14 protein-coding genes are annotated in these 16,608 nt (G+C 50.5%); 5 read left to right on the top strand and 9 right to left on the bottom strand.

The window, feature by feature from the left end:
• The first annotated feature begins 75 nt into the window (after positions 1-75).
• Entirely contained in the window at positions 76-696 is a 621-nt protein-coding gene (gene yihA / locus Q8O77_RS18680) for a ribosome biogenesis GTP-binding protein YihA/YsxC (RefSeq protein WP_305556886.1), read from the top strand.
• 581 nt (positions 697-1,277) lie between these two features.
• Here the strand turns inward: yihA and polA are convergent.
• Positions 1,278-4,064 carry a DNA polymerase I gene (gene polA / locus Q8O77_RS18675; protein ID WP_305556882.1) on the bottom strand — a complete coding sequence of 929 codons (2,787 nt, stop codon included), beginning with the start codon at positions 4,062-4,064 and terminating at the stop codon, positions 1,278-1,280.
• Between the two features lie 514 nt (positions 4,065-4,578).
• On the opposite strand from polA, the gene Q8O77_RS18670 reads away from it, so the two are divergent.
• Both Q8O77_RS18670 and Q8O77_RS18665 read left to right on the top strand, forming a co-directional pair.
• Positions 4,579-4,971 carry a cytochrome c5 family protein gene (locus Q8O77_RS18670; protein WP_305556880.1) on the top strand — a complete coding sequence of 131 codons (393 nt, stop codon included), beginning with the start codon at positions 4,579-4,581 and terminating at the stop codon, positions 4,969-4,971.
• Between the two features lie 171 nt (positions 4,972-5,142).
• Positions 5,143-7,782 carry a diguanylate cyclase domain-containing protein gene (locus Q8O77_RS18665; RefSeq protein WP_305556878.1) on the top strand — a complete coding sequence of 880 codons (2,640 nt, stop codon included), beginning with the start codon at positions 5,143-5,145 and terminating at the stop codon, positions 7,780-7,782.
• Here Q8O77_RS18665 and rep read toward each other — a convergent pair.
• Complete coding sequence (gene rep, locus Q8O77_RS18660) at positions 7,756-9,771, bottom strand: DNA helicase Rep (RefSeq protein ID WP_305556876.1); 2,016 nt, start codon at positions 9,769-9,771, stop codon at positions 7,756-7,758. The genes Q8O77_RS18665 and rep overlap by 27 nt on opposite strands.
• 140 nt (positions 9,772-9,911) lie before the next feature.
• Here rep and Q8O77_RS18655 point away from each other — a divergent pair, with 140 nt between their 5' ends.
• On the top strand, positions 9,912-10,199 hold the full coding sequence (locus tag Q8O77_RS18655) for an accessory factor UbiK family protein (protein ID WP_305556874.1): 288 nt from the start codon (positions 9,912-9,914) through the stop codon (positions 10,197-10,199).
• Between the two features lie 166 nt (positions 10,200-10,365).
• Here the strand turns inward: Q8O77_RS18655 and Q8O77_RS18650 are convergent, their stop codons facing one another.
• Genes Q8O77_RS18650 through Q8O77_RS18640 form a run of 3 tightly spaced genes read right to left on the bottom strand, consistent with a single transcriptional unit; the run spans position 10,366 to position 12,179 of the window.
• Positions 10,366-10,719 carry a hypothetical protein gene (locus Q8O77_RS18650; RefSeq protein ID WP_305556872.1) on the bottom strand — a complete coding sequence of 118 codons (354 nt, stop codon included), beginning with the start codon at positions 10,717-10,719 and terminating at the stop codon, positions 10,366-10,368.
• 35 nt (positions 10,720-10,754) lie between these two features.
• Positions 10,755-11,690: an SPFH domain-containing protein gene (locus Q8O77_RS18645; protein ID WP_371133517.1), complete on the bottom strand. Its 936-nt coding sequence runs from the start codon at positions 11,688-11,690 to the stop codon at positions 10,755-10,757.
• Between the two features lie 42 nt (positions 11,691-11,732).
• Positions 11,733-12,179: an NfeD family protein gene (locus tag Q8O77_RS18640; RefSeq protein ID WP_305556870.1), complete on the bottom strand. Its 447-nt coding sequence runs from the start codon at positions 12,177-12,179 to the stop codon at positions 11,733-11,735.
• A gap of 114 nt (positions 12,180-12,293) precedes the next feature.
• Here Q8O77_RS18640 and Q8O77_RS18635 point away from each other — a divergent pair, with 114 nt between their 5' ends.
• On the top strand, positions 12,294-13,220 hold the full coding sequence (locus tag Q8O77_RS18635) for a matrixin family metalloprotease (RefSeq protein WP_305556868.1): 927 nt from the start codon (positions 12,294-12,296) through the stop codon (positions 13,218-13,220).
• A gap of 21 nt (positions 13,221-13,241) precedes the next feature.
• Here the strand turns inward: Q8O77_RS18635 and Q8O77_RS18630 are convergent, their stop codons facing one another.
• The 4 genes from Q8O77_RS18630 to Q8O77_RS18615 all read right to left on the bottom strand — a co-directional run bounded on the left by Q8O77_RS18630 (position 13,242) and on the right by Q8O77_RS18615 (position 16,588).
• On the bottom strand, positions 13,242-14,150 hold the full coding sequence (locus Q8O77_RS18630; protein WP_305556866.1) for an ABC transporter ATP-binding protein: 909 nt from the start codon (positions 14,148-14,150) through the stop codon (positions 13,242-13,244).
• Entirely contained in the window at positions 14,147-14,989 is an 843-nt protein-coding gene (locus Q8O77_RS18625) for an ABC transporter permease subunit (protein WP_305556864.1), read from the bottom strand. Before Q8O77_RS18625 ends, Q8O77_RS18630 begins: the two co-directional genes overlap by 4 nt.
• A gap of 248 nt (positions 14,990-15,237) precedes the next feature.
• Positions 15,238-15,585, bottom strand: coding sequence for a RidA family protein (locus Q8O77_RS18620; RefSeq protein ID WP_305556862.1), 348 nt, complete (start codon positions 15,583-15,585; stop codon positions 15,238-15,240).
• Between the two features lie 187 nt (positions 15,586-15,772).
• Complete coding sequence (locus tag Q8O77_RS18615; protein WP_305556860.1) at positions 15,773-16,588, bottom strand: DUF2884 family protein; 816 nt, start codon at positions 16,586-16,588, stop codon at positions 15,773-15,775.
• Positions 16,589-16,608 lie beyond the last annotated feature (20 nt).

Raw genomic sequence — 16,608 nt, 5'->3', positions numbered from 1 at the left:
CATACAGCGTGCAAAAGCTTCTGCCGATCTCTCAGATCCGCTACAATGACGTCAAATTATTCGCCGGAGAAGGCAGTGTACAAGTCAAAAATCAATTATCAAAGCGCCACATTTTTAACCAGCGCGCCCGATATCAAGGCATTACCGGCAGATGCAGGTATTGAAGTTGCTTTCGCCGGCCGCTCCAATGCCGGTAAGTCCAGCGCTTTAAATACGCTGACGCGGCAAAATAGTTTAGCCCGCACCAGTAAAACCCCGGGCCGTACCCAACTGATCAATACCTTTAGTTTGGATGAACAACGCCGGCTGATCGATTTACCCGGTTATGGTTTTGCCAAGGTGCCGTTGGCGGTAAAAGAGAAGTGGCAAAAATCTCTGGCGGAATATCTGACAAAACGCGACAGCTTAAAAGGTCTGGTGGTGTTAATGGATATCCGCCATCCGCTGAAAGATTTAGATCAGGATTTAATTCAGTGGGCGGTTGATAGCAAATTGTCTGTACTGGTCTTGCTGACTAAAGCGGACAAACTGGCTTCCGGTGCGCGTAAGAAAACCTTAATGGAAGTACGCGAGGCCAGCCTTGCGTTTATGGGCGATATTACTGTGCATGCCTTCAGTTCACTGAACAAGCTGGGGTTGCCGGAGTTGGAGCAAGTGCTGGATATGTGGTATGGCGCAAGTGATATTGCTGAGTAAGTGACATAAAAAAACCGACACCCGGGGGTGTCGGCCATAGCAAACGGGGAGAAGCTATAATTTCAAATCAACAGGGTGTCTTATCGCTAAGACAAGGTCATTATACAGTAAATTTTTATTGTTTGAAGTATTTGCTCTAAAAAATCTAAGAAATTTTCAGTTTGCCAAGCCTTATGTTGCCAGGCAACATTTGTCGTTCTGCCGCTGTGTTGTATAAATTTGTTGATTCCGCTGCTTTTTCAGGCAAAAAAAACGCCCCACTGCAAGCAGTGGGGCGGCTAAATAAGCCTACTTTCATTAGCTGTAGCGCAACAGCGCCGGCCTGAAAGATAGAACATCTTACCTCTGTACCCTACGCTTGAAATTTTAATCTGTCGGCGCAGGATTGCAAGTTTTTTCTGTAATAAAACTACAAAAAGTGCTTTTTATTTGTGCATATTACTATTTTTGGTAATTTAATTACCTTTCATGTTGAGCGCAGACATAAAAAAAGCCCCGCAAAATAACGGGGCATTAAAGTGTGACAGGAGAGAGAAACTTAACTGTAAAGTATGACTGCAGCAGCAGAATTAAGTTCCGTGTTAATGTGCTTCGTCCCAATTATCGCCGGCGCCGGCCTCGGCTAACAGTGGCACATCCAATTCTGCGGCGGTTGCCATCAGCGCCACTAACTGTTGTTTTACCGCGTCTACTTTGTCTGCATCAACTTCAAACACCAATTCATCGTGCACCTGCATAATCATAGCGGCCGCTGGGTTGGCCTGCTGTTGCAGCCAGTTGTCTACCACTATCATGGCTTTTTTAATAATGTCAGCGGCAGTACCTTGCATGGGAGCGTTAATGGCAGCGCGTTCTGCCCCTTTACGCCGCATCATATTTTGCGCATTAATTTCCGGCAGGTATAAACGCCGGCCAAACAGGGTTTCCACATAGCCCTGCTCATGTGCTTGTTTACGGGTGCGCTCCATATAATCCAGCACGCCCGGAAAACGTTCAAAATAGCGGTCGACATACTGCTGGGCTTCATTGCGACTAACCCCGAGTTGCTTTGCCAAACCAAAGGCTGACATACCGTAGATCAGGCCGAAGTTAACCGCTTTGGCGCTGCGGCGCTGCTCGGCTGTGACCTGCTCCAGGCTAACCCCAAACACTTCTGCTGCCGTGGCGCGGTGAATATCGCGGCCATGCGCAAAAGCATCCAGCAGAGCTTTATCCTGTGACAGGTGCGCCATAATGCGCAGCTCAATTTGTGAATAATCCACCGCGACGATCTTTTTGCCGGGCGGAGCAATAAAAGCCTGGCGAATACGACGGCCTTCTTCCGTGCGGATGGGGATATTCTGCAGATTGGGATCTGTTGAACTTAAGCGTCCGGTGGCGGCTACCGCCTGGTGGTAAGAGGTATGCACTCTGCCACTGGCCGGATGCTGCATTTTTGGTAACTTGTCAGTGTAAGTGGACTTCAGCTTACTTAACCCGCGGTGCTCAGTAATCAGCTTGGGGAATTCATACTCTAATGCCAGTTCAGCTAACACCTCTTCGGCGGTAGAAGGCGTACCGCCGGGAGTTTTCTTCAGTACCGGCAGGCCCATTTGTTCGAACAGAATTTCCTGCAATTGCTTGGGCGATGCCAGATTAAACGGTTTTCCGGCCTGCTCATAAGCAAGCTGCTCCAGCTCTGCAATGCGCGCCGCGAGTTGTTCGCTTTGTTTGGCCAGCAACTTGCTGTCTATTAACACGCCGTAACGTTCGATACGCGACAGAATATCTATCAGCGGCAGTTCTATGTCCTGCAATACGCTTGCCAGGCCACTATGTTGTTGCAGCTGTGGCCACAGCGTTTGGTGCAGTTGCAGCGTGATGTCGGCATCTTCTGCTGCGTACTGCGCCGCCTTTTCCAGTTCTATCTGGTTAAAGGTCAGCTGTTTGGCACCTTTGCCGGCTATGTCTTCAAAGCTGATGGTTTTACGGCCTAAATACTTCAGTGCCAGGCTGTCCATGTCATGACGCGAGGCCACTGAATTGAGCACGTAAGACTCCAGCATAGTATCAAAACGTACGCCTTTGAGCTGAATGTCGTAACGGGCCAGCACACTTTGGTCGTACTTCAGGTTTTGCCCGACTTTGGCCCTGCTGTCATCTTCCAGCCAGGGTTTGAGCTGCGCCAATACCCAATCGCGCGGGAGCTGCTCAGGTGCACCGACATAATCGTGCGCTACCGGCACATACCAGGCGCTGCCGGCGGCAGTGGCTACCGATAAGCCGACCAGTTCAGCCTGCATATAGTCCAGGCTGGTGGTTTCGGTATCAAAGGCCACCAGCTCGCAGCTGTGTAATTGCTGTAGCATGGCACTAAAGGCGGCTTCGTCGAGTACAGTGAGGTAATTGGCCGCGGCTTCGTTGGCGGTGTTACTGTCGGTATCATCAGTGCCGGCGAACATATCTGTTTGCGCGGTTTGTGGCTTTGCTCTGGCTGCAGAGGGTTCGTTACCCAGCACTTCGGCCAGCCAGCGGCGGAATTCGCACTCTTTGTACAGTTCGGCCAGCTGCGTATTGTCGGCGCCCTTAATCATCAGATCAGTTAACTGATACGGCAGCTCCACATCAGTTTTTATGGTGGCCAACTGATAAGATAGCTGCAGCTGGTCGCGAAACTCTTCCAGCTTGGTAACCATGGTTTTGGCACCACGAAAGCTCAGCGCCGGCACTTTATCTAACTGTTGGTATATCTGTTCAATGGAACCTAAGCCTTGCAACAGCGCTGCAGCGGTTTTTTCCCCTACACCCGGTAACCCCGGGATGTTATCGACTTTATCGCCCATCAGCGCCAGATAATCGATAATCAGCTCAGGGCCAACACCAAATTTCTCTGTGACGCCTTGCGGGTCAAGCAAAGTATTGGTCATGGTGTTAATCAGCGTGACATGTTCATCTACCAATTGCGCCATATCTTTGTCGCCGGTAGAGATCAGCGTATGCCTGCCCTCGCGGCTGGCCTGACGCGCCAAAGTACCAATTACATCGTCAGCTTCTACGCCACTGATACAAAGCAAAGGTAAGCCCATGGCTTGAATAATGCGGTGCAGCGGTTCAATTTGGCTGCGCAGGTCGTCCGGCATGGGCGGGCGGTTGGCTTTGTAGTCGCTGTACATTTCGTTACGAAAAGTTGGGCCCTTGGCATCGAACACCACGGCCATCTGCGTTGGCTGATACTGGCGCAACAAACTTTTCAACATATTAACTACACCATAAATAGCACCGGTGGCTTCACCACGTGAATTGGTTAAATGCGGCGGGGAATGATAAGCGCGGAATAAATACGATGAGCCGTCAACCAGGATCAGCGGCGTGCCGGAGATGGTAACCATGAATGTTTGTCCTGCAGAAATAAAGCTATAGCATGCCACAGTGCTGTGCTGGCTGCCAGTAACAGCGCAGTCCGGTATTAGTGTTAAACCTGTGGATAACTTTGTGCAAAACCCAAGCGGAAATGCCGGCTTCCCGAAAGGGGAGTCAGTTTGGTTAATGCTTAAGTCATTGTTTTTAATTCAAAAAATAGGGGTGTACTACAGTGCCCATATTATTATTCTTATACTTTTGTTTTGTGGAAAACGCTTAGCAGCACTTTCCTGTTGGCGGTTAAAACACAGGTTGCTCTAACACACCGGTCAAGTAGACTATCATATTGCCGCCAGATTCAAAGCGAAACCGTTAAATAATTTTGCTTTAAAAAAAACCGTCAACCTAAGCGAAAAGTATATGTAGTAACCACGCTTGTTGTAGCAACGACATACTCACTTTCGTTCGGGGCTTCCCCTTACTGTGGCTTGAAGGCTATAATGGCGCAAACTTTGTGCGGACTTTACGACAGGAACCCAGAAGATGAAAAAAATAACTATCGCTTTCGCCTTGCTGTTAACAACTTTTGGCATTCATGCCAGTGCAGAAGCAGATAAGGAAGCGTTAGCTAAACGTCTGGCTCCGGTCGGTCAGGTATATGTAGCTGGTGCTGTTGTTGCTTCAGAAGCTGCTTCCGGCCCGCGTAGTGGAGAAAAGGTCTATCAGACAGCGTGCTTTGCCTGCCATGGTACCGGCGCTCTGGATGCACCGAAAAAAGGTGATGCAGCTTGGAAAAGCCGTATTGATCAGGGCTTCGACACCATGCTTAAGCATGCCATCGAAGGTATTCGTAATATGCCGGCCCGTGGTACTTGTGCCGATTGCTCGGATGATGAAATTGCTGCGGCGATTAAATTTATGACTGACGGCGTATAATCGTTGTAGCTTATATAGTGCCTAAGGCTGCGTAATCGCAGCCTTAGGCTTTTTTGTACCTGAATAAAATAATTTTGCCTAAGCAGAATGCACAATAGTGGCCGGCCAGCTCTTCCATGTGGTTAAACTTTGTGCATAATGGGCGCAATTAGATAAGTAAGTCGTTCTGGTATGACCGACAAAAAAACAAAAGAGTCAGAGTTGAAGGAAGCAACAAAACTGAACAAGCGCTTGCGACAGGCTGATAATAAAATACGCCGCTTAACGTTACTGGCACAGCGTTATAAACAGGCTTACATCACCCAGGGCGCCTTACTTAAGCTGTCAGAATTAGCCAGTACTATCAGCGATATGCGGGATTTTTATCCGGCTATTCACAAGATGGTATCCGAGCTGTTGCACGCTGAAAACTTCTACGTGGTGTTTTACGACAGCGACAGCGAGCATTACTCACCACAATATTTCTCCGACGAAAAAGACCAGCAACTTATTGCCCAAGTGCCGTCAGGCGCCTTTTCCTCCGGTTTGACCGGTTATGTTGCCCGTACCGGTAAACCTTTGCTGTGCGATAGCAGTCAATTCAGCCATCTGGTGGCACAGGGCCATATTCAGCCGCAAGGGTCGCCCAGCGACCACTGGTTAGGCATTCCGCTGTGTCGCGGCAGCCGGGTTATCGGTGTGATGGCCATTCAGTCTTATAACGCGAAACAGCTGTATACCGATACTGACCTGGCGCTATTCAGCAGTATTGGTGGCCACACTATTACCGCTCTGGATCGGGTGAAAAGCCGTGAGTTGCTGGAAGACACCGTGCGGCAGCGTACGCAGCAACTGCAAAAAATTAATCAGTCATTACAAAAAGAGATCAAAGAGCGCAGTAACGCCGAGCAATTGCAGGCGGCGCTGTATCGTATTTCTGAGCTGACAGCCAGCAGCCGCGACATGAACAGTTTTTATAAAGCGGTGCATTTGGTGCTGTCTGAGCTGATGCCGGCAGAAAACTGCTATATCGCTTTGCTGGATCAGGATAAAACTAAATTAACCTTCCCGTTTTATCTCGACCAATATTCGCCCCCGGCACGGGAGCGGCCGTTAAGCCGGGGTTTTACCGAATATGTTATCCGCTGTGCTGATGCTCGGTTGATTAACAGCGCCGCGGCACAGCAGTTGGTTGAAGCCGGCGAAATTCGCCGCGGTATGGCCGACCCCACTAAGCCGGCGCGGCACTCCACCAGTTGGCTTGGTGCGCCCTTATTAATTGATCAGCGGGTTATCGGTGTTATTGCGCTGCAGTCTTATGAGCAAAGTTACAGCTATGGCGATGCGGAGCTGAATATTTTGCGTTTTGTGTCGCAGCATATAGCGGTGGCTATCCAACGTAAACTGGCCACCGAGCAGCAAAAACGCCACCAGGAAGAGCTGGAGCGCAAAGTATTTGAAAGTACCCGCGAGCTGCGCCAAACCAACCTGTTTTTACGTTTGCAGGTGGAGGAGCGCAAAAAAGCCGAACAAAAACTGTTTTATGAAGCCAATCACGACGCGCTGACCGGGTTGGCTAACCGGCAAATGTTCCTGCAACAACTAAAACAGCAATTTGCTCTGAGTAAGCGCCAGCCACAGTTGAGTATGGCGCTGCTGTTTATCGACTTAGACCGCTTTAAGCTGATTAACGACAGTTTGGGCCATCATGTTGGCGATGCGTTTTTAATTGAAGTCAGCAAGCGGTTACAAAGCACCGTACGTGAGCATGATTTAGTCGCCCGTCTTGGTGGCGATGAATTTGTGGTGTTGCTGACCAGCCTGTTGCACGACACTGATGCTGAAGATGTGGCTGAGCGGATTATCGATAAAGTACGGCAGCCCTTTTTGTTGCAGGGGCAGCAGGTGCATTCCGGTGCCAGCATAGGTATTGCTTACTTTGACAGTGACCACAGCAAGGCAGAAGCCTTATTGCGGGACGCCGATGCGGCTATGTATCAGGCCAAATCGATGGGGCGCAACCGCTTTGTCATTTTTAATGAAACCATGCGCGAGCAAATGTTACAAGCTCTGACCATGGAGCAGGTAATGCAGCAAGCGTTGGAGCAGCAGCAGTTCACTGCCGTGTATGAGCCGGTACTGTGTGGCCAGGCGCGCAGTCTGATGGGCTATGAAGTGCACACCCAATGGCAACACCCGCAGTTAGGCACCCAGTACGATTTTAATCAGTATGCAACCGATGCCGGCTTAATGCCGCAAATAGAGCAGCTGATGTTACAACAAGCCTGCCGGCAGTTGTCGCTCAGCAACGACGATACCGGTTTGTTAACCGTACGGTTGAGTATGCAGCATGTACAGCAGCCGGAATTATATGAGGCGCTAAAACATCAACTTGGCACAGTGCAGCACAAGCATCGCTTGTGTTTAGCCTTTACCGAGCGTGAGCTGTTGCAAAGCACCACAACTACCGCTCAGTTGGCATTGCAGCAGTTAAAACAAGCCGGTGTACGGCTGGCGCTGCATAACTTTGCTGCTGATGTTGCGCCTATGGGCTTGTTACTGCAGCAGCTGTTCGACTTCGTTAAGCTCGACGCAGCCTTTTGCCGGCAATTGCCGCGCAATGAACAAAAGCGCCAGTTGCTGCAAATGCTGCAGTCGCTGGCATTAAGTTATAAATTTCGCTTACTGGCCGATGGTGTGGACAACGCCGATTTACTCAACCTGCTGCTGGCCGAAGGTTGCTGCTTTATGCAGGGCAAATACGTGGCAGAACTGCTGTCGGCCCAGGCATTGGCAACAGCACCGTCAGTTGTTTTTCAGCAGTTGGCGTAAACGGTCGATATGCGCCTGGCCGGTTTGTTGGCGCTGCTCGGCGGTTTTCACCGGCGCAGCGCTTTGCCACTCTAAATCATCCTGCGGTAATTCATATAAAAACCGGCTCGGTTCCGGCCGTATTACTTCGCCAAATTGGCGCCGCTCTTTAGCATAGGTAAAAAACAGCTCGCGCTGGGCGCGGGTAATACCGACATAGGCCAGCCGGCGCTCTTCTTCAACGTTATCTTCATCTATGCTGACCTGGTGCGGCAAGATGCCCTCTTCCATACCCACCATAAACACATAGGGAAACTCCAGGCCTTTGGAAGCGTGTAGCGTAAGCAGCTGCACCTGGTCGGCATTGTCGTCCTGCTCCTGGCGCTCCATCATATCGCGCAGTGTTAAACGGGTGACCACCTCGGGCAGCGTCATCGGCTCGTCGTCATCTTTGCCCTGTAGCATTTCGCTGATCCAACGGTACAGCTCGTTAACGTTTTTCAATGCCATTTCGGCCGCTTTCGGGCTGGTGCTGGTTTCAAACAACCAGGCTTCATAGTGGCTCTGGCGAATCAGATCACGTATAGCCTCGGCCGGGTCGGCGCGTTGTACGTTATCGGCAATACCGCTGATCCATTGGGCAAACTGTTTTACCGCATTATGGGCGCGGGCGGATAAATGCATCGACAGCTCGCTGTCGCAGCAAGCCTCAAACAAACTGATGTGTTTTTCATTCGCCAGGTTGCCCACCTGTTGCAAGGTAGCGGCGCCTATTTCGCGCCGCGGCACGTTAATAATACGCAGCAGGGCATTATCGTCGTCCTGATTAACTACCAGCCGCAAATAGGCCATTACATCTTTAATTTCGCTGCGGGAGAAAAACGAGGTACCACCGGAGATTTTGTACGGAATGCGGTTGGTCATCAGTGCTTTTTCAAATAAGCGCGATTGGTGGTTACCGCGGTACAATAAGGCATAGTCGCGGTATTGGCTGCGGTTAATAAAGCGGTGCGAGATAATCTCGGCCACCACTTTTTCCGCTTCGTCTTCTTCGTGTTTACAGGGCAATACTTTTAACGGCACACCGTAGCCGTTTTCGCTGAACAGCTGCTTATCAAACTCGTGCGGGTTATTGGCAATTAAAATATTGGCGGCTTTTAAAATACGCTCGGCCGAGCGGTAATTTTGCTCCAGCTTAATCACATTTAACGTCGGAAAGTCGGTTTTCAGCAGTGCCAGATTTTGCGGCCGGGCGCCGCGCCAGGAGTAAATAGACTGGTCATCATCGCCCACCACGGTAAAGCGCTGGCGCTCACCCACCAGCCATTTCACCAGTTGATACTGGCTGGTGTTGGTATCCTGATATTCATCCACCAGCAGATACTGAATTTTCTGCTGCCACTTTTGCCGCACCTCAGCGTTATGTTGAAACAGCAACGTAGGCATTAAAATTAAGTCATCAAAATCCAGCGCGTTATAGGCGGTAAGCTGCTGTGTATAGTGCTGGTAGTAGTTAGCAAAGCTGATGCTTTGGGCGTCTTGTGCTTCAGCTATGGCTTTGGCCGGCAGTGTTAATTCGTTTTTCCAACTGCTGATCCGGCTTTGCAGCGCCCGCAGTAAGTCTTTGTCACCCTGAATATCGTTTTCGCTCAGCTCTTTTAGCAGTGCCATGCTGTCCTGGTCATCAAACAGGGTGAAGTTGGCTTTATAGCCAATATGGCGGTATTCCTTTTTCAGAATTTCCAGGCCAAGGGTGTGAAAGGTGGAAATAGTCAGGCCGCGGGTGGCGGTTTTCGGCAGTTCGTGGTTAATCCGTTCACGCATTTCGCGTGCGGCTTTATTGGTAAAGGTTACCGCTGCGATATGCCGTGCCGGCATGTCACATTGCTGAATTAAATAGGCAATTTTATTGATAATGACCCGGGTTTTACCACTGCCGGCACCGGCCAGCACCAGGCAGGGCCCGGAGATAAATTTAACGGCAGCATTTTGTTGCGGATTTAACTTCATTGACTCACCCTTACACTTAGGCGGGCATTGTAACGAAATTTGCCGTTAAATAGCATTCGCCATTGCGCTTTTGGCCTGTAGAATAACGTCAACGCTTCAGCATAACGTCGTAAGCTATTGCTGCGACACAGGAGAACAGCATGATAGACCCGAAGAAAATTGAAGATATTGCCAAACAAATCGGCAATGCCATTCCGCCGCAAGTTCGCCAGTTTGCCGATGATGTCGAAGCCAAAGTAAAGCAGGTGCTGCAAAACAAGCTGACCGACCTCGATTTTGTCAGCCGTGAAGAGTTTGACGTACAGCGCCAGGTGTTACTGCGTACCCGCGAGAAAGTGGAAAAGCTGGAGCAGCAGTTAACAGCATTACTGGCAGAGAAAACTCAGCAGTTTGATGCCAAAGAGCTGCCATCGTCTGATCAGCAATAAAGCGCTCACACCATATAATCAGCGATAGTTACAGAAATTAAAGCGGTGTTTGCAATAGGCTGGTAATTATTAGTATTTCAGACACCAGTTTTATATTTACGCCTTATAAAGTCGCAAACGAAAAAGCCAGCGCAATGCTGGCTTTTGATGTTAAATCAGCTGCGAATTACACCAGCACTTGCTGGCGCAGGTAGTCGTATAGTCGGCGTTCTTTCTGTGCTTCTTCGCCGTCGCTTTGCATAATTTGCCGCGCGGTATCCAGTGCCTTTTTCTTATCAACCATCAGCGCGTCTTTCAGCCCGGCCAAATAAGCTTCTGCTTTATCGGCGCGAATGGCGTCGCGCACTTCGGCAATGGCCTGGCTTTGTACGGCGCTAATGCTGCTAACGCCTTGCCAGTTCAGATCGTCAGCAATCAGATCTACCAACTCTTGCTCGTTCAGGCGGATTTTGCCGTCAATGCGGTACATCATTGTTGCCAGTTTCAGCAGTGCTTCGTTAAACGCTTGTTGTGTTGCCATCTTCTGTTCCTTTTAGCTTTTACGGTACGTTAGCGTTATTTTTTCGGCTGGGCGATTTTCAAAATTTCGGTTAAACCGGCTACGGCACCGCCGATATTGGCCAGTTCGGCCGGTACTATCATGGTGTTGTTAACTTTGGCCAGGTTACCGAACTCTTTTACGTATTGCTCGGCTACGCGCAGGCTTACCGCTTCTGAACCACCCGGGTGGTTAATGGCTTCAGCAATTTGGCGGATACCTTCGGCGGTGGCAATGGCGATAAGCTCAATTTCGCGGGCGCGGCCTTCGGCTTCATTGATTTGCCGCATCTTGTCACCTTCAGACAGGTTGATCACTTCCTGCTTCTGGCCTTCGGATACGTTAATCATCGCCTGACGCTCACCCTCAGATTTAGCAATAGCCGCGCGGCGCTCACGCTCAGCACGCATTTGCTGCTCCAGCGCATCTTTAATGCTTAGCGGCAGTTCAATATCCGAAATTTCATAACGCAGCACCTTAATGCCCCACGGCGAGGCGGCTTCGTCCAGCGCTTTTACTACCTCTTCGTTAATTTTTGCGCGCTCTTCAAAGGTTTTGTCCAGATCGGTTTGGCCGATAACCGAACGCATGGTAGTTTGCGCCAGCTGGGAGGCGGCGTAGCGGTAATCATTAATACCGTAACTGGCTTTGTGCGGGTCTACTACCTGCAAATACAGCACGCCGTTGATACCTACCTGGATATTGTCGCGGGTAACACAGGTTTGCCGCTCTACGTCGATCACTTCTTCTTTTAAACTGTGGGTATAGGCCACTTTGTCGATAAACGGGATCAGAATATGAAAGCCGGAGTCCAGCGTGCGCGAGTATTTACCAAGACGCTCTATCACAAAGTTGCTTTTTTGTGGCACTACGCGTGCTGTTTTAACAATGGTAATGACAACGGCGATGGCAAAGCCGGCCATTAAAATAGTGTTGATATCGATTGTTTCCACCAGATTTACTCCTTAAAACAGATGGTTAGCTATATTTGAACATTAGTCAGATTTGGCGGCAGACACCACCAGCTTGATACCGTGATTCGCCACTACAAAGGCGATGTCACCGGCTTTTAAGTCATCAGCAGATTCTGCATCCCATTGCACGCCGTTTAACACCACGCGGCCGGCGCCCTGATGAAAATCGCTGTGTACTGTTACACGGCGGCCTATATCATCGGCCAGCCGTGACGGTTGCTCGTTGCTGTCGGCAGTGTACCCGACAAACCAGCGTTTAAAGCGGCCGCGGGCGCTGAATAACAACAGCAGCGATAGCACGCCAAAGGCTAAATACTGCATGCTGTAGCTTTCAATCAGGCCAAAGTGCAGCAGCAAACCGACAATAATGGCGGCGATACCAAAAAACACCGCCACTATGCTGGTGGCCAGCAGTTCAGATAAAATCAGCACTATGCCAACGATGATCCAGATGGTAGCAATATTCACTTAATTTGCTCCGTAACAATTGTTATGCTGCACATTAACGTAAGGCACACAAAGCGGTCAATCTAATACGTATTTGCTTTGTAACAGGGTTTTTCGCCGCCGGCAGGAGCAGCAATGAAGTTTTTACTGCGAGTATTGGTATACAGCGCGTTGTTATACAGTTGCTATCAGCTGCTGGCCGCCATGTCGCGCCGGGATGATGCTCTGCCACAGTTATTGCAGGATTATGCTGATAAATCCTTGCAGCAGTATTTATGTCAGGCGCCGGTAAGCTGGCGCATTGGCCGGCTGGACCCGGCGTTCGATTTAACCTCAGAACAAGCCGAACAGGCCGCACATGCCGCTGCCGCGCAGTGGAACACCGCTCTGGGTACAGAACTGTTTCGTTATGACAGCGTAGACGGTTTCCCGATTAACTTTGCCTATGACGAACGCCAGCAGCAGCTACTGCAGCAAGCTCTGCTGCAGCGTAATATCGCGCGTTATGACAGCAATATTGATCAGCGTGGCGCCAACCTGATGCAGCAAAGCGAGCGGCTAAAGCAGAAACAGCAGCAGTTTTCGCAGCAAAACCAGCAGTTTGCCGCTGCAGTGGCAGCCTTTGAGCGCAAAGCGCAGCAGGTTACGGCGGCTAATCGGGCAGCCTTACAACAAGAGCAGCAACAACTGAATGCGCGTCAGCAACAGTTACAACAACAGGCCAGCGCATTAAATGCCGAACAACAAAGCCTGCTGCGCGAGCAGCGCTATTTAAATGATACGGTGGCAGATCGCAATGCGCTGTTGCCGTTGCAAGTGCCGGCTGCTACCACCGCCGAAGTGGGAGTGATGGAAATTAAAGGCCGCCAGCGCAGCATGACCATTTATGCCTACAAAACCCTGACCGACTTACAGTTAACCATGGCGCACGAATTTGGCCATGCGCTGGGCGTGGGCCACACCGACGGCGCGGCGTCGGTAATGCACCAGCAGCTAAATACGGCGCAAAGCCGGTTAACGGCGGAAGATATTCAGGCACTGAAAATGCAGTGCGGTTTTTAGCGCTGCACTTTAGTTCAGCGTTTACCTGGCGCTAAACAGTTTTTGCTCCAGCGTTTGGCCTTTGGTCAGATTGCGGTAGCGCAAACCATTAGCGGCTAAGCATTGCAGCAGCGCCAAATCAAAGTTGGCATTTTGCTGTGGCTCATAACACAGCAGCAGCTCTTTTTTCTGCAACAGGCGAATATCTGTCAGGCCGGGCAGTTGGCGTAGCGCCTGTGTCACAGCCCCGGCGTTATCGTCTTCCAATTGCAGGGTTAAATAGCATTGCTGCTTATCGGTGTCGCCGGCTGCTTCAGCCTGCAATTTACCCTGCTCAAGATACAAGACTTTATTGCACAGCTGTTCCAGCTCAAAAATATTGTGCGAGCTGATCATAAAGCTAACGTCACCGCTTAAATGGCTGATCAGTTGGCGGATATGCAGCGCGTTAACCGGATCCAACCCGGCAGTAGGTTCATCCAGCAAGATCAGCTGCGGTGAGCCGATAAAAGCCTGGGCAATGGCAGCTCTTTTGCGCATGCCGTGGCTGAGTGCGGCCGCTTTTTGCTGCACCTGATCAGCTAAATCAACCAACGCCAGTACCCGCAGGGTTTCTTCGTGTGCCGCCTTGCGGCTTAAGCCCTGCAGGCGGCCATAAAAATTCAGCTGCTCACCAATGCTGAAAGCCGGGTCAAACTGCGCATCTTGCGCCAGAGCCGCTACCTTACCAAACAAGGCGCTGCTGCCGGCGGGGTGACCAAACAGGCTGACACTGCCGCTGTCCGGGCGTAAATAGCCGCACAAAATACTGAATAAGGTAGTTTTACCGGCCCCATTGGGGCCGATTAACGCCGCCACATCGCCTGGTTCCAACTCAAAACTAAGCTGCTGTAATACAGTTTTGCTGCCAAAGCGTTTGCTAAGATCGCGGCATTGAATAATCGGCTTCATAAGGCTTTCCTTGTTAATAACAGGCTGGCGGCGCTAAGTAATACCAGAGTTTGCAGCAGCGGTAGCAGCGCATGCTGTAAGGTCTGCCAACCCTGCAATGGCAGCAATTGTATGACTTGGGTACCCGGCAGATAGCCGAGCAGAAACAAAAAATCCGGAAAGTAGAAAATAAACCAGCTTAGCAGCGCAAACATCAGCCCCAAACTGACAATAGCCAGGCTGACCGCCAACCTGGATGAGCGCACCATGGCAGAAAAACAGCTCATCAGTGCGGTAAAGGGCAGCAATACCAGCAACAAATTAACGGCAATCACCGCCGCCGCATGCAGCATCGGCAGGGTTAAGCCGCCTTCACGCCAGGCTGCCAGTGATAAAGTGGCCGCCAGCGACAGCAGAATTAAACAACCCTGCACCAGCATCTGGCCGGCAAAGCGGCCCAGTACTATGCTCAGCCGGCTGCTGCGCAGGGCCAGCAAGCGCAGGGTGCCGCGTTCAGCATCACTGCACAATTGGTTAGCGGTAAAAAACAAACACAGCAGCGGTAGCAGCAATAAACTCAGGATCCAGTATATCGCCAGCTCCGGCGCCGGCCAGGCAAACAGCTGGTTTAAGCCAAAGCTGCCGAACATGTCGCGAAACAGCTGTTGAAAGCCGTCGCTTGCTATGACATCGGCGGCCGGTGCTATGGCGTAGCGCAGCAGAAAAAACCAGATCACGGTAGTAGCCGCTAATGTCATCAGGCCGCGGCGGGTTAGCCACAAGCGGCGTAGCTCAAAACCGGCATACAGGCCGCAGTGCTGTAGTGTTTGCTTAAGGTGGGGCATTGCTGATACTGCCATAGTGCTTTCCTGTGCGTTGAGTATTAAGCGGTATAGGGTTTAACAACATTTTGTGCGGTTGCTATTGCTGTAGTTGCTATTGCAGTATCAATGCCATTTAATTAACTATTAAATTCAATGCGTTGCAATTTCGTGCTATTGCCGGTGTGGCAAATAGCACGAAAAAATCGCCAATTTAACTATTTCGTTTGCCCGGCTGTTGCTGCAACGGGAATTGGCGACACAGACTTAGCTATAAATGGCAGTGCTTATTGCGCGGCGATAATTTTAATCTCAATTTTCCATTTCGGGTCGGCCAGCTTAGCTTCAACCGTGGCGCGGGCCGGCGCATGGCCGGGCACTACCCAGTTATCCCAGGCCAGATTCATCGCGGCATAATCGGCCATATCGGCCAGATAAATAGTAGCGTCAACCAGCTTGCTTTTATCACTACCACACTGCGCTAGTAAGGCATCAATCTGGGTCAGCACATCTTCTGTTTGGCTGGTAGCATTGCTGCTGGCTGTATCCGGCACCATGCCGGCACAAAAAATTAAACCGTTTACAATTACCGCTTCAGAATAGCGGCTGGCGGGTAAAATACGTTGAATGGTCATGCGTTACTCCTTTGGTCTGTCACTACAGGCTAACCTGAAGCGTTATTTATAACCAGTCGGAGCAGTACAGATGCGTTAAGCGCGAGGGTGAAGCCGTAAAAAAAGACGCGCTGTCAGGATGAGAGCAGCGCGCCAAAGTCGTGGTTGGGATGGTACACGAAAGCTTTTTACCGGATAGATGCCGGCGTTAGTTGTACAGGTAAAACGCCGTTTTATTGTTGCTGTTTATGTCAATTAAGTCGTGCTGTTGCATTTGCGGTATCGCTTGTTGAATTTGGCCTTCCAGCACATCTAATTGCAGCAAATTGGCACACATGGCATCGCCGCGTTGTTCCAGCGCGCTGGCTTTAATATCCATCCGCGCTTCTAAATCCTCACCAAAGCGCTCCATGCGTTCGCCAAAAGCTTCCATGCGTTGCTCAAAGTTGCCTTCGCCACTGGTCATAGCTTTACCCACCAACATCATAATGCTGCCCATTGAGCTGGTAACGGCTTCCTCAATGGCTTGTTCAAATTCGGCACCAAAGGCGCCATCTAAGCTGTCAAAGCGGCTGCCGTAAATGTCGATATTATCGCCGCTGCGTACCACTATGTTTTCAGTGCCGGTTTTGATTTTATCCAGCGCTTTTTGCAGCGCCGGATGGTCTTGCAGCGAATCGCCGGTCAGCTCGGTGACTACCGAATTAACCGCATCGGCAGCCAGTAGCAGTGCATCTTCTACCAATGCTACGGTTTCCAGTGTTTGCGTGCGAATGCCGGCCTGATACTCGCGCAGCAGCGCCTGGGTATTGCTGTCGGTGGTTACGGCTTTGCCATCCAGCCACAACTGGCCGTTATTGTTAATACGCCACAGTTCAGTGCCGGCGTCTTTCATGCTGACCAGCTCAGAATTAATCGACAGGTCTTTATCAAAATTCACATTACAGCTGTGCTCGTCGTGTGCCATTACGGCAGTGCTGATACTGGTTAACATAAAACCGCTGGCAATAAGTAAGCTTTTCATTTTGGTTATCCTTGTGGCTG

The organism is Rheinheimera sp. (assembly GCF_030690345.1).
In the GTDB taxonomy this organism is placed as follows: Bacteria; Pseudomonadota; Gammaproteobacteria; order Enterobacterales; family Alteromonadaceae; genus Alishewanella.
The sequence above is the reverse complement of the archived record's forward strand: the minus strand, read 5'-3'. Positions and strand labels throughout refer to the sequence as shown.